This window comes from Emticicia agri (genome assembly GCF_004168285.1).
GTDB classification, from domain to species: domain Bacteria; phylum Bacteroidota; class Bacteroidia; order Cytophagales; family Spirosomataceae; genus Emticicia; species Emticicia agri.
Genome location: NZ_SEWF01000006.1, coordinates 1 through 13,514, shown reverse-complemented (window position 1 = coordinate 13,514; position 13,514 = coordinate 1). Strand labels below are relative to the sequence as shown.

Sequence of the window (13,514 nt, the reverse complement as noted above, 5' to 3'; positions counted from 1 at the left end):
GGCAGCGACATAATGCTTAGAATTTATACCTTGTCCCGATAGTAGGATAAGCCTGAATCGTATTTTTATCGGTCAACAGGTGGTAATATAAACTGATTCTTGAGCCAACAGCCAATCCTTTTTTAATGTTGAACCATATTTGTGGGTCTCCGAAGAACGCAAATTTCTTGCCTGTTTGTCCTTTGGTATAGTCAACGCCCTGGTCACGGTTTTCTGTCCATGCCACAATACTTCCCTCAACAAAAATTTTATAGTTCAGAAAACCCCTGCCAAAGTAAAAAATAAATTGCGGGTCGTGGCTGCCTTTCTGAAAAGCATTATACCGATACAAAGCGGCCGCACTTAACCATGCACCTTTCCATTGAAACGGGTATGCCACACCCGCACCAAAAGAGTTTCGGAGATAATAGCCAAAAGAGGGTTGAGCAATACCCAAACCACCGCTATAATTGAGTGAGAGATAAACTTTAGGTTTCCAGAAACGCAAAGATTGAGAAACCTGTAAAAAAGCCTGATTGGTATTGTTTTTTTCGCCATCTAAAAAGGTTTGTACTTTGAACAGAAACGAGCCTGTACCCACGGTATCTAACTGCTTAAAGTACTGAAAACTAATCATCGGAAAATTCCTTGGGTTCAGCTTCGGGTCAACCGTATGGCGAAAATCGTAATGGATTTGCAGGTCTTGCGACAGTACGACAAACGAAAAGAAAAAAAGGCTTAGAAAAATCAGGCCTGTGTTCATGCGTGAGTTCATTTGAATCTTTAATTTTGTTGATTCAAAATTTGCCTGAAAAAAAAATTTGCTTCGTAATTGAAGCATAAACCTTGCGGAAACGTTAATTACGCATACCATAAACCCTGCGATGAGCACTATAGACGAAAAAGCGTTTTTCAGATTATTTCACGAAGCCCATGAAAAATGCTTTTGGAAAGAGTTGACGACTCCTCTTTCAGAAACAGAAAGCAAACATTTTTCTAATGAGATTCTGGAACGCACAGGCTTGGTGGTAGGTTGGAAAAGTATTAAAAACTATTCACTGCACATTCTCAATCCGGCTACCAATAAGCCGGAGAACCCAAGCACGGCTACTTTAGATACCTTTGCCCGCTATGTTAGTAACGCTGCTAAAACCGATGAGGCCACCCGAAAAAAGAATGAGGCACATTTCAGGTACTGGTACAATTACCGTGATACCTATGCCAGAGCTCACAGCACCAGACGTAAACGGACAAAACCTGTGTTTGCTTTTAAGCTGAAAATCTGGGATTTGATTGCTGCACTTATTTTGCTGATTACAATAGCTTTTTACTTATACAGAAACAATACTATCTCAACTGATTTTACAGACAATTTTACCACTGTTAGCCAGGATTCACTCAGTCAAAAAGGCTGGATGCTGAAAACAGAAGACCCGATTTATTGGGATAAGAGAGACGAAAAAACAGGACATTTGACCCTCTATACATTAGATGGCGACAATTACCCTGATACCGCAGGCCGCATTGGTATCAAAAATCTCTTAGTGAAACAAATAGCCACTTCCTGCTTTTCAACTGAGATTCATCTGAGCAATTTTATTCCTCAGCAAAACTGGCAGCAGGTAGGCATTTTATTGATGGAAGATACCACTTTTACGAGCAAGAGTGTCAGGTTTACGCTGTCGTTCAATGATTTTTTTGGCGGCTTTCAAAAGCCAGGTGAGGTACTTCTGCAAGCTATCAGCACTACTGAAGGAGCCTTCAGTAAACCGGAGGAAATAGCCCATTCTGTTGTTTTTACTACAGATGCTGCGCAATCGGCAATCATGACTAAAAATTTAAGGAAATCGGCTCTACGGATTGAAAAGCTAAACCATACCTATCGGTTTCTCTTTGCCTCTGGTAATGATGATTTATTTGCTTTTAAAGAAATCATCAGCCGTGATATACTCATCAACCCTAAATATGTGGGCATTTTTGCTCTGAAAGGCTTCAGACCCGATATACCTGCCATACCAGCTCACATTGATTTCTTTAGCCTCAAAGGGCAACAATGTAAGGAATAAGCCGGATTGTAATTTAATTGATGCGTATATACCTTTAGTTTAAATTAGCCTCCGTATTTTTGCATATAATTGTTTTCCATTCATTAATAATCCATTTACACTATGTCAGCTTGGTATCAAGGGAAAATTCGCTACCAGAAAGTAGATGAAAAAGACAAAACCATTAAAATCACCGAGGTATATTTAGTAGATGCCGTATCTTATACCGATGCCGAAGCAAGAATCTACTCAACGGTTGCCTCTAACACCCCCGACTTTCATTTATTCGGGCTTTCACGCATGAAACTACAGGAAGTGTATTTTGTAGAAGAAGGTGCCGAAACGTGGTTTAAGGTAAAGGTAAACTTTATGAGTTTCGATGAGAAATCGCAGAAAGAGAAACGCACGCCTTTCAATATGCTTATTAATGCAGAAAACCCATTAGAAGCCTACCAGCTTATCTCGGAAAGATTAGGTACGGTAGAAGACTACCAAATTACGGATATTAACATCACCAATATCTTAGAAGTAATTCCTTACGACGCCGTAGAAGAAAAGCTCAAACAAGGCAACTTTAAGCCATTAGCAGAGGTGTTGGTGAATTGATAATTGTCTGAACTTTGATTTAACTGATTTGATGATTTCACTGATAATAATCTGAGTAACCAATGAATTAAAAATCATTGTAATCACATAAATCAGTTAAATCAAAGTTCAGACAATTTAATCATTCGCTATTCATCACCTAAACCATCTCCGACTTCGGCACCGCTTTCCACCACACACGTCCATTCAGATGCTTGTTGGTAAAGTATATGAGTTGTATAATCAGTAAAACCAGACAAACGCCTGAAATGATATAGCCGAACGTAATCAATACATTCAGAAAAGAAATCTGCTTCAAGAAAAACTCCCGGTATAACAAGAGCAACACACTTCCTAAATACCCTATCGAATCACAGATATAAACCAGAAATCCTACATTTCCCTGGGCTTTGAACAGGGCTATCAGGCGCTCAAAGACAACCGTTTGTATCAACAAATAAGGCAGAAATAAACCAATGCCTAAACTCAGCATCCACAATTTTGCTGAAATCATTTCCTGCTGAAAAGCCCATGTACTCCCTCCACAAGCTATTACAGCAATTATCATCATACCCGAAAAGGTAAGGTATGAATAAAAGTTATTACGGATAAAAGCTATCAGTGCAATCAGGCTTACCACTACCAGACCAATAGTGGTTTCTATTTCTGAAAAAATAACTTTACTGAATTGAGGGTCAATTTCCCGCCAGACTTCTACCGCAAAATTATCTCTGAAATCACGCATGGTGGCCATCAGCAGATACATTCCTATAAAGCAGAATAGACCGATGCCAAATTCTCTGATAATTCTGTCTTTATCGGCATTAGTCATAGCTGTCCGTTTGTTTCTCAGTCGTGTATCTTCTTCATTAGGTGGCGGTATCTGGGCCAGCATCCAGACAAAAAACAGAAAGAAAGGCAGAAAAACGAGGCCGATTACGTAAGGCAAATGAAACTCGCTGATATGATAAGTTTCCTGCAAATAGAGATAAATGGTTTTTAATACCCCCGATGTCATTACCAGATTCAGGCTTAATCCTAACGACAAAAACTCTGTCAGTTTGCGTCCTTCTAAAAAACTAAAAATCACGCCCCAGACCATACCCAATGGCAAGCCATTCAAAAACAGAAAACCAAAATTGTATGGAAAAGGCACAAAACCAAAGGCTAGCAAGGCCACTTCGGCAAAGGCTATCAGACCAATAATCAACAGTATCCGGCTTTTGGCTTTCAATTCAGCTATCACCTTTATCCCGATAATCTTGGAAAGCATATAACCAAATACCTGAGAGATAATCAGAATACTTTTATAGCCTATGCCCCACAGTTCATAATTTTCATACAAACCAGTAGTGAAAGGCTTGCGGAAAGCATACATACAGAAGTAGGTACCAAAAGCCGCTATGATACACCAGACTATCAATAATACTTCAGATTTCTCAAGGATTTTCTTCACAGGTTGCCTCTATTTATTAAACCTGTAATTTCGGCAACCCATATAAACTCAATGTTATGCCAGTATTAAATAAAGAATTTCAGGCTGAGGAATTAATTCCACAATCTATATACGTAGCATTCCACATAACTTTTATCTTTCAACGTATAAACACCTTTGTTCTATTGAATTGGCTATAAAATCAGTCTGGATAGGGTTTTTAAATAGATTCAATATCTATAAAGTCAAACACCTAATAAGAAACAAACTAATGGACTCATCATCTTCTAAAATACCCGTCTATCTCAAACTGGCTCAAATCACTATAGGGTTACTGGCCTTTTTCTATATACTGTATATCGGGCAAGGCATCATTATTCCCTTTTTATTAGCTACTATTGTAGCCATTCTGCTCAATCCGATAGTTAATTTTCTGATGAGCAAAAACTTCAACAAGATATTAGCTATTGCATTAGCCATTCTGCTGGCAACTGTTGTTATTGGCGGAGTGATGTTTTTTATTGGTTCGCAATTAGTTATGTTCAGCGATTCAGCACCACAGTTTAAAGAAAAACTCGATGAATTTGCCCAGAATACTATTAACTGGGTTTCCCAGACCTTTAATCTCAGCAAGCCCAAGATTCAGCAAGGCATTGAAAGTGCCAAAGACCAGGGCTTGAAAAATGGTAGTGCTGTAATTACTGCCACGCTGGGTGCTATGGGTAATATATTTACCTTACTCATTCTGATGCCGGTCTATATCTTTCTTATTCTGTTCTATAAGCCTTTATTGCTTGAGTTTATTGCCATGCTTTTTCAGGGTCCTAAAAAGAAAATTGTAGAAGAAGTATTGTATGAAACCAAAACGCTTATTCAAAGCTACCTTATAGGCTTGCTTACTGAAGCAGTAATAGTGGCCACACTTATTTCAGCAGGATTATTAATTATGGGAATTGAGTATGCTATTTTAATGGGTATCATCGCTGCCCTTCTCAATTTAATCCCTTATATTGGAAATATGATAGCGATGGTTTTTCCTATTTTAATGGCACTGACCACTAAAGAACCCAGCTATGCAATTTGGGTAATTGTATTATTTTCGGTAGTGCAATTTATAGATAACAATCTGATTGTACCCAAAATTGTAGCAAGCAAAGTGAATGTAAACGCACTTGTCTCTATTATAGTAGTACTTATAGGTGGTGCTTTATGGGGAGTTGCGGGTATGTTTCTATCTATTCCCTTAACGGCCATTTTAAAAGTAATTTTCGATAGGATTGATGATTTAAAACCCTTCGGCTTCCTGATTGGTGATAACCAACCCCGGGTAGGGAAAGTGATTTTTAATTTTAAAGGCATGGAAAAAAGGGGGAAGAAGAAGGAGGAGAAGTAACTTGTAGTTTAACAATAAACTTATTGTTAAAAGAAAATAACAACAAATTTATTGCTAAAATATTCAACCAAAAGAAAAAGTCAGAAGCAAGGCTCCTGACTTTTCTGATTTAACACCAATATGAATCTGCTGATTCAATTCTCAACCAAAGGGCTGATAGTCTTTTAGTATTTAAACTAATGTCTTTTATTGTATGGATTCAGGTCTGGGCGCTACCCATTCATTCAGTTTTTTATCATAAATTAGATTTGCATCAGGCCATTCAACATAATGCTTCATGGATAGATACTTATCTAAATTGCCATTTTTAATCAGTTCATTAAACAAGAACTTTCCTCGTTCCTTCACTACTTTTTCGTCGAGATGCGGTGTATTTACCACTTCTTCAAAATCAGTCGGCATCAGGTTTTTGCCTAATTTATATCGACCTATTACACCCCTTTTAAAAGGCAGACCACCAACCGGACGAATCACAAAAAAATAATGTGTACTATCGGGTGCGATGTAATAATTCTGGATACTGAATTTTGGTAGAACACCTACATAAAAATTCCGGTATTGTGGCTGGAATCTTGTTTGATTGCTTGACTGAGGAGCCTTTTGATAAATATAGGTTATGATATTTGTCAGTAAAGAATCTTGTTGTGCTTTATCAAAATAGGTATTTACATCATACTTGTCTTTTTCGCATGATAGCGTGAGCAGACAAATACATAATACAAAAATTTTCTTCATATTGGTGTTCAGGCAATCAGAAAAAGTAATACAAAACCCCTCTCCCTAAATCCTTCTCCCCAACAGTGGGGAGAGGGACTTTAACTCCCTTCCCCATTGTTGGGTCGGAACGCCGATGCGGAAGGGTTGGGGATGGGGTACTTTTTCTCAGAAATATTACTTAATATAAGTTACTGTACTTGGGTTAAACTCTGCCCATGTTGCAGTCCAGTCTGTATCATTGAATGCACCTACATAAGTAGTAGCTGTAAAGAACGCCGGTAAAGTTGGTACTGTAACCGCTTTGTTTAAAGCATCAGCGGCTGTACCAATAATTGTAAATGTTGGACGGCCAGTACCGAATACGCTATTGCTCACACCAGTAGTTGACCACGAAGCTACTGTTTTGTTACCTGTAAGACCTGCAAACCACTCAGATGGTTTTTTAGTACCAATCATTAAGTCAGCGGCAGGAGTGGCGGTATTAACATCACGCACAGGGAAACCTTGTGGTTGTGTAGCTGCTCCTTGTCCGTAACCATTTGAACCCCAACCTGTTACACCAGCCAATACGATGTTGTTCAATACTAAAGAACCACCATTGGCGTTAGCTGCTGTAGTAGCACCATCAATATAGATGCCGTTAGGGAAACCTGTTATGAATGTATTATATACTTTAATTCTGTTATTACGACGCAAGTGCATACCATTCTGGAACAAAGTACTGATAAATGTCTCCTGGCTTTGTTTAGCACCAATCAACGAAACGTTGGCAAGTGTTGGCGAAGTGAATGGTTCATTAGCAGTTCCTTGTCCGTCGTTATCCACTTCAAATCCGTTTGAACCTGATTGGTCAGCACTTGTTGCACCACGAAGTGCTACGGCAAACTGGATATTTCCTCTAAAACCGTTATCCATATCAAAATCATCATCCAATGTTCTGTAAGAAACCAAATATTTAGCGTTTACAGTACCACCAAACCACTCAAAAGCATCATCGCCACCGTAAGAAGCCTGTAAGTACTCCAATACGGTACCACTACCTACTGAACCGAAAGTGAAAGAGTTAATTTCCTGATTTGGGTTGATAGGTACTCCTGCATATTCAACACGTACATATTTCAGACTACCTGAGTTGTCAGCGTCATCTGTGCCACCATGCCAGCCTTTATAGCTACCTTCTAATTGACCAGAACCACCAGGTAAGTTATTTGCTGCTTTACCACAAATGACTAAACCACCCCAGTCACCTGCTTCACGCTCACCTACACCACGCTCTGATGTAAACACGATAGGTTCAGTGGCTGTACCATTAGCGATGATTTTGCTACCACGCTGAATAATCAAAGTTCCTTTCGTAGCACGTTCGCCGATAATAACTGTACCAGGCTCAATGGTAAGTGTACCTGTTGCTGCACCTGCTGCTGTAACGGCAGTAGTGTCGCCACCTACACGCACAAAACCTGATAATTTATAGATTTTGCTTTTCGACCAGGTTACGTTTCCTGTTAATACACCTTTTACTGTTACTATTTCTTTTGGAGGAACAGCCGTTGATTTTACAGTAAATGTAGCAGGAGCCGACGATTGGTTTTTGCTGTCTGTTGCAATGATTGTGAAGTTAACAGCTGTACCAGCAGCTAAATTTTCAATGGTATATTCTTTGGTATAGTTATCTGATGTTTCGTTGGCAGTATATGTTTTAGTATCAAATGCTGCTCCGTTTTTCAAAACTGTCAAGGTTTTTAAGCCTGCTGGTGCACTGATAGAAGCCGTAACGTTAACTTTAGCACCTGGCACACCTGATGCTTCTGTACCTGCCGATACACTTGGTGCCGGGAACACTTCTTCATCTTCTTTACATGCATTCAGTACAAACACAGCAGAAACTGCCATTGTACACGCTGCAAACAATCGAGAGAATTTAGAAAATTGCATAATTTTTGGGGTTTATAATGTAAACTCAGTGAATGTTTAATTTTACTCTATGATTCGTTTGTTATTTGCCATTTAAAGTGTAGCTCACACCTATAGAGAATAATCTGCCCGGTCTGTACTCCTGCATGATTTCATCTTTCTTACGGTCGAATTTGCCATCCTGATTACCATCCTGTAAAATCAAAGCTGCCTGGTTGAAAATGTCGTTCACACCGCCTTTGATTACAAATCTGTTATCTCTTCCTACCCCTTTCGAGAAAGTAAGGTCAAGTACATTTCTTGGCATTTCATAAAGGTCAGGGTAGCCATCAAAACCTACGGCGAAGATTCTTTTACCAATTACATTGTAAAGAACATTCACCTGAAAGTCTCTGTCCTGGTCGTTGTAGTTGATACCTGTATTCACAATGTATGGAGACTGTCCTTGTAACGGACGATTGTCTGACTGACCCACCGAACCATCTCTTAGTTTTACTTTACTTACCAGTAAGGTAGTATTAAACAATACGCTTACTCTTTCAAGCAGTTTTGATGAAGTGATGCTTGCCAGACCTTTCTTGATTTCTAATTCGATACCTGTACTTCTGGCACTTTTGGCATTGTTATAAATGAAAGTTTTTGCGCCTAATGAGCCACTACCTGCTTCTACTTCAATCTCAATCGGATTTCTGAAATCTTTGTGGAAGGCCGCTACGCTAATCACCTCAGATGGTGTCGGATAAAACTCCCAACGGGCATCAAAGTTGTTTACAGTTGAAATTTTTAAGCCTGTATAACCTTCATATACTACGTTGAAATCGAAATCATAAAAAGAGAAAGGCGCTAACTCTCTGAATTCAGGACGGTTGATGGTTTGTCCGTAAGCAGCTCTTACCAGCATTTTTTCAGAGAAGTTGTAAGAAAGGTTAGCCGATGGAAGCACACTAAGCACAGGATTTCTCACTGATACTTTAGCACCACCAATAAAGGCACTTTGCAAGCTTTGTGTATTGTCTTCTACACGTACCCCACCGATAATATTCAGTTTTTTGGTAAGCGGAATATTTGCGTTTGCATAATAAGCTAATAATTTATTACCTGCGGTATAAGAGTCATTAGGGTTAGTCTGCTCGTCAATTCTGATACCATTGGTATTATTGATGTTATTGAAGATAACATTAATGGGGGCAGTAAAAAGCTCTCCGTTAAAGTTAGAACTACGTACATAACCTAAGTTTCTACCATCGAAAGTACGGTCTTTTTTCTCATAGAAAACCCCTGCTTTCAATTCCATTTCGGTTTCTTTTTCTTTCGAAAGCGTAATTTTCTGACTTACATTTACTGCTCCGGTATAACCGTTTTCTATCATTTTCGAGAACCATCTCCCTAAGAAGAAAGCCTGTGCTGTACCAACCGGAATATAAACAGTTTTTGAACCACTGGTTTGGTCCACATCTGAACGATAACGACGGTAGTCAGGTTGGTCACGGTAAGAATTATTATAGCCAACTACCCAGTCGATGGTTGTTTTACCTTTAGCTACGGTATGTTTACCCGTTAATTGTCCGGTGTAAATCCCACGATATACCTGATTAAATGAGTGGTTATCAGGGTTATAGTTAGCCTCAATGGCACGACCTGTACGACGGGTATAGTTTGAATTGCTTAACTGGTTGAATAGGTTTTTAAATTCAATAGAATGATTCTCATTCAAACGGAATGCCCAGTTGTGCATAATACCCACACGGATATTGCGGCTATATTGCTGGTCGTTAAAATTATAAATCGGAGATTGAGTATTGTCGATATTGGCATTGAAGTCGTTACGGTCAACCACAAAATTAGTACGGGTATCTGAGTAGTTCACAGCTGTTACATTACCAGCTTTTACATTACCTATATTAAATCTGTAGTTACCTGTTACACCAATTCTCTGGTCTGGTGTGGCAGTACCCTGATTGGCAATCCATTCGTTTTTCAATGACCGACCTGCCGTTTCTAAGGCTGCAGGATTGTTGCCAATCTGGCTGATATTAGCCGGAAAATACTTAGGCAAATCGTAATAACCGTTGTTAAAGCCTGTCCAGTAGTTTTTGCCCTGATTAGGCTGATAGAAATCGCCGAAAGTAGTATTACTACGGTAAGAAGTGCTGTAATCGATTACTAAAGAGTTTCTATCAGGAATATTCTTGGTGAAGATTTTTACTAAACCACCGGCAAATTCGCCGGGTAATTCAGCCGATGGGCTTTTGAAAATCAACATTCTGTCGATTTGTGAACTTGGGATAATATCAAACGAGAACGATTTTACGTCAGTTTCCATACTTGGCGTAAAAGCATTGTGCAACATTACATTATTATAACGTGAGTTCAGACCTCTGATGTTGATAAATCTATCACCTACAATGGTAATACCTGGTACACGTTTTACTACCTGTGCGGCATCACGGTCAAGAGATTTGGCAATCTGTTGTGCCGAAATACCGTTTACCACCATCTGGGCTGCTTTTATTTCTGAAATTACCGATACCTCAGTGTTTGTCAATCGGCTGGCCGTTACTTTTACTTCCTGTAAAACTGCTCCTTCTTCTTCAAGGAATGTATTGATTTCTGTAACATTATCTGCCACAACTGCTACATCAGCAATTACTTTATCTTTATAAGAAACATAAGTAATCACTATTTTTGCTTTACCTGCCGGAACCTTAGCAATCGAAAAGAAACCGTTTACATCAGTAACTGTACCCAAAGCGGTGCCATCAACTTTAACAGTAGCACCTATTAAATCTTCGTTGGTTTTAGCATCTTTAATTGTTCCGCAAATAGTACCCGACTGGGCAAAAGTGAGAAAAGTAGCAAATAGCAAAAATAGCGTAGTAGAAATTTTTATCTTGTTCATATTGGTTTTTCGTGTCTTAATTTTCACGATGCAAAACTACTGCGCCAATATTAAGTAAATGTTAAGTCAATATTATGGGTTAATTATGTTTGGTTTCTTACGAATGAGTTGCCATAATTGATGCAAATGACACAATGTTGAAAAATTTGCTATTTATAAGAAGGGTACAACATTAACTGGTTATCTCTCTTATTATTTATATTGTAGCAAATCTGATAATAATCATATGTATAATAAAGATGTATATCCTATATTTGCTATCAGATAAGACAATACTATGATGAAAAGATACTTTTATACCTGCCTGATATTTATCTCGATACTTGGCGCAGCTTGTTCACAAGGACAAAGCCAGTCAACTAACCTTCCGGCTGATACGTTTTCGGAGAAAATTAAAGAATTGGCTAATGAAACTGTACTTGATGTAAGAACACCGGAAGAATTTGCCAAAGGACATTTAACAGATGCTAAAAATATTAACTGGAGAGACACTAATTTTGCAGCCAGAATTGAGGGCATGGATAAATCGAACCCTGTGTTTGTGTATTGTCTGAGTGGAGCACGTAGTGCCGCCGCCGCAAAAAAAATGCGTGAAATGGGTTTTAAGGAAGTCTATGAATTAGACGGAGGAATCATGAAATGGCGGGCAGCTAATTTGCCGGAAACTACTGAGGGTTCAACCAAACCTGAAGGCATGAGCCAACAACAATTCAATCAGTTGATTGATTCTGATAAACTGGTATTGATAGATTTCTATGCCGACTGGTGTGAACCCTGTAAAAGAATGGAACCATATCTGAAAGAAATTGCTTCGGATATGAAAGCGCAAGTAGAAGTAATACGCATCAATGCCGACGATAACCAGGCCTTATGCAAAAGTTTGGGAGTAGATGCTTTACCTGTTTTACAACTCTACAAAAACAAAACCATCCAATGGTCAAATGTCGGGTTTATTGAGAAGAAAGATGTAGTGAAGCAGTTGCAGTAGTAGGAATTATTAGTTGGGCGATAGGTTAAAAAACCAAAATCAGTAATAAGAAATATCGTTAAACTCTCCTTTAGTGATTGTATATTCTTTCCCGTTTTTGGCACTCTTACAGGTAAATTCAAATGTGCCGGAAAGATTATAGCCATCAATTTTGGAAACGGTAAAAGTGCCTTCCTGAGAAATAATATTTTCAACTGGCGCTGAATGACTGTTACTTGGGGTAAAATACGCTTTTGATGCATTTATATCCGGTTTCAATAAAAAGGATTGAACTTCAATCTGCTCGTTTGGAAAGAGAATTATAAAACCTATTTCTCTCGGACTATCACGAACACTTATAAATAAAGTTTTTTTGTCTTTATACCATTCGACTCTTAAAGGAGTAGAACCAATGCCTCCAACAGGAGAATCATCTTTTTCAGGTCTGAATTTTTCGCCATTTACTCTACAAAAGAATTCTTCTTTGGGTAAAAGAGAATCAAGAAATGAAGAGCCTGTGAGCAGAAAACACAAAAAGCATGTTAAAATCATGGCTTTCATAAAAATTGAAGCTTTATGATTGAATAGCACTTTTTTCATCAACACATCAGTAATAAGAAATATCGTTAAATTCTCCTTTAGTTATCTTGTACTCTTTACATGTAAAAAAGAAAGTACCCGACAAATTGTAACCATCTATCTTTGTGATGTTTACTTCGCCTATTTCTGAGATTAAATCAGTTGGGAACGAGCTATTGTTATTAGGACTAAATAATCCGACATTTAATAGTTTATTGTTAGTCAACTGGTATTTTCCAATTTCAATTTCTGAATTAGGCATTAATAGTTTTAACCAACGAGTTTTCCTTTTCCTCTAACATAAATGCTTAAATTTTTACTTTGTCTATTCCAAGAAACTTTTAAAGGGTCAGACCCAATGCCTCCAACAGGAGAATCATCTTTTTCAGGTCTGAATTTTTCGCCATTTACTCTACAAAAGAATTCTTCTTTGGGTAAAAGAGAATCAAGAAATGAAGAGCCTGTGAGCAGAAAACACAAAAAGCATGTTAAAATCATGGCTTTCATAAAAATTGAAGCTTTATGATTGAATAGCACTTTTTTCATCAACACATCAGTAATAAGAAATATCGTTAAATTCTCCTTTAGTTATCTTGTACTCTTTACATGTAAAAAAGAAAGTACCCGACAAATTGTAACCATCTATCTTTGTGATGTTTACTTCGCCTATTTCTGAGATTAAATCAGTTGGGAACGAGCTATTGTTATTAGGACTAAATAATCCGACATTTAATAGTTTATTGTTAGTCAACTGGTATTTTCCAATTTCAATTTCTGAATTAGGCATTAATAGTTTTAACCAACGAGTTTTCCTTTTCCTCTAACATAAATGCTTAAATTTTTACTTTGTCTATTCCAAGAAACTTTTAAAGGGTCAGACCCAATGCCTCCAACAGGAGAATCATCTTTTTCAGGTCTGAATTTTTCGCCATTTACTCTACAAAAGAATTCTTCTTTGGGTAAAAGAGAATCAAGAAATGAAGAGCCTGTGAGCAGAAAAC

Annotated in this window: 14 protein-coding genes; 4 read left to right on the top strand and 10 right to left on the bottom strand. The window is 38.1% G+C overall.

The features are described 5' to 3' along the window. Positions 1-16 precede the first annotated feature (16 nt). A complete protein-coding gene (locus EWM59_RS05310; protein ID WP_165372107.1) occupies positions 17-754 on the bottom strand; it encodes a DUF5020 family protein in 738 nt (245 codons plus the stop codon). 109 nt (positions 755-863) lie between these two features. On the opposite strand from EWM59_RS05310, the gene EWM59_RS05305 reads away from it, so the two are divergent. Then, positions 864-2,045 (top strand): hypothetical protein, encoded by a 1,182-nt coding sequence (locus tag EWM59_RS05305; protein ID WP_130019905.1) that lies wholly within the window; start codon positions 864-866, stop codon positions 2,043-2,045. A 102-nt stretch (positions 2,046-2,147) separates the two neighbouring features. After that, the gene (locus tag EWM59_RS05300; protein ID WP_130019904.1) at positions 2,148-2,630 is read left to right on the top strand and encodes a DUF4494 domain-containing protein; all 483 of its coding nucleotides are present in this window, start codon (positions 2,148-2,150) and stop codon (positions 2,628-2,630) included. 139 nt (positions 2,631-2,769) lie between these two features. Here EWM59_RS05300 and EWM59_RS05295 read toward each other — a convergent pair whose 3' ends face one another. After that, positions 2,770-4,065: a DUF5690 family protein gene (locus tag EWM59_RS05295; RefSeq protein ID WP_130019903.1), complete on the bottom strand. Its 1,296-nt coding sequence runs from the start codon at positions 4,063-4,065 to the stop codon at positions 2,770-2,772. Positions 4,066-4,315: 250 nt separating this feature from the next. Between EWM59_RS05295 and EWM59_RS05290 the strand changes: the two genes are divergently transcribed. Beyond that, positions 4,316-5,437, top strand: a complete 1,122-nt coding sequence (locus EWM59_RS05290; protein ID WP_130019902.1) for an AI-2E family transporter — start codon at positions 4,316-4,318, stop codon at positions 5,435-5,437. A gap of 186 nt (positions 5,438-5,623) precedes the next feature. Here the strand turns inward: EWM59_RS05290 and EWM59_RS05285 are convergent, their stop codons facing one another. The 3 genes from EWM59_RS05285 to EWM59_RS05275 all read right to left on the bottom strand — a co-directional run bounded on the left by EWM59_RS05285 (position 5,624) and on the right by EWM59_RS05275 (position 10,967). Next, positions 5,624-6,172 (bottom strand): hypothetical protein, encoded by a 549-nt coding sequence (locus EWM59_RS05285; RefSeq protein ID WP_130019901.1) that lies wholly within the window; start codon positions 6,170-6,172, stop codon positions 5,624-5,626. 156 nt (positions 6,173-6,328) lie between these two features. Next, positions 6,329-8,089 (bottom strand): beta-helix domain-containing protein, encoded by a 1,761-nt coding sequence (locus tag EWM59_RS05280; protein ID WP_229239282.1) that lies wholly within the window; start codon positions 8,087-8,089, stop codon positions 6,329-6,331. Between the two features lie 61 nt (positions 8,090-8,150). After that, the gene (locus tag EWM59_RS05275; protein ID WP_130019900.1) at positions 8,151-10,967 is read right to left on the bottom strand and encodes a TonB-dependent receptor; all 2,817 of its coding nucleotides are present in this window, start codon (positions 10,965-10,967) and stop codon (positions 8,151-8,153) included. 277 nt (positions 10,968-11,244) lie between these two features. Here EWM59_RS05275 and EWM59_RS05270 point away from each other — a divergent pair, with 277 nt between their 5' ends. Beyond that, complete coding sequence (locus EWM59_RS05270; protein WP_229239281.1) at positions 11,245-11,955, top strand: thioredoxin domain-containing protein; 711 nt, start codon at positions 11,245-11,247, stop codon at positions 11,953-11,955. Between the two features lie 39 nt (positions 11,956-11,994). Here EWM59_RS05270 and EWM59_RS05265 read toward each other — a convergent pair whose 3' ends face one another. From EWM59_RS05265 to EWM59_RS27570, 5 genes are all read right to left on the bottom strand, one after another. After that, positions 11,995-12,495 carry a hypothetical protein gene (locus EWM59_RS05265; RefSeq protein ID WP_165372106.1) on the bottom strand — a complete coding sequence of 167 codons (501 nt, stop codon included), beginning with the start codon at positions 12,493-12,495 and terminating at the stop codon, positions 11,995-11,997. 46 nt (positions 12,496-12,541) lie between these two features. Beyond that, a complete protein-coding gene (locus EWM59_RS05260; RefSeq protein ID WP_130019897.1) occupies positions 12,542-12,775 on the bottom strand; it encodes a DUF6252 domain-containing protein in 234 nt (77 codons plus the stop codon). A gap of 8 nt (positions 12,776-12,783) precedes the next feature. Further along, the gene (locus tag EWM59_RS05255; RefSeq protein WP_165372105.1) at positions 12,784-13,020 is read right to left on the bottom strand and encodes a hypothetical protein; all 237 of its coding nucleotides are present in this window, start codon (positions 13,018-13,020) and stop codon (positions 12,784-12,786) included. A 46-nt stretch (positions 13,021-13,066) separates the two neighbouring features. Beyond that, positions 13,067-13,300, bottom strand: coding sequence for a DUF6252 domain-containing protein (locus EWM59_RS05250; RefSeq protein WP_130019897.1), 234 nt, complete (start codon positions 13,298-13,300; stop codon positions 13,067-13,069). Positions 13,301-13,308: 8 nt separating this feature from the next. Further along, the coding region (locus EWM59_RS27570; protein ID WP_165372104.1) for a hypothetical protein at positions 13,309-13,514 on the bottom strand (206 nt) is incomplete at its 5' end.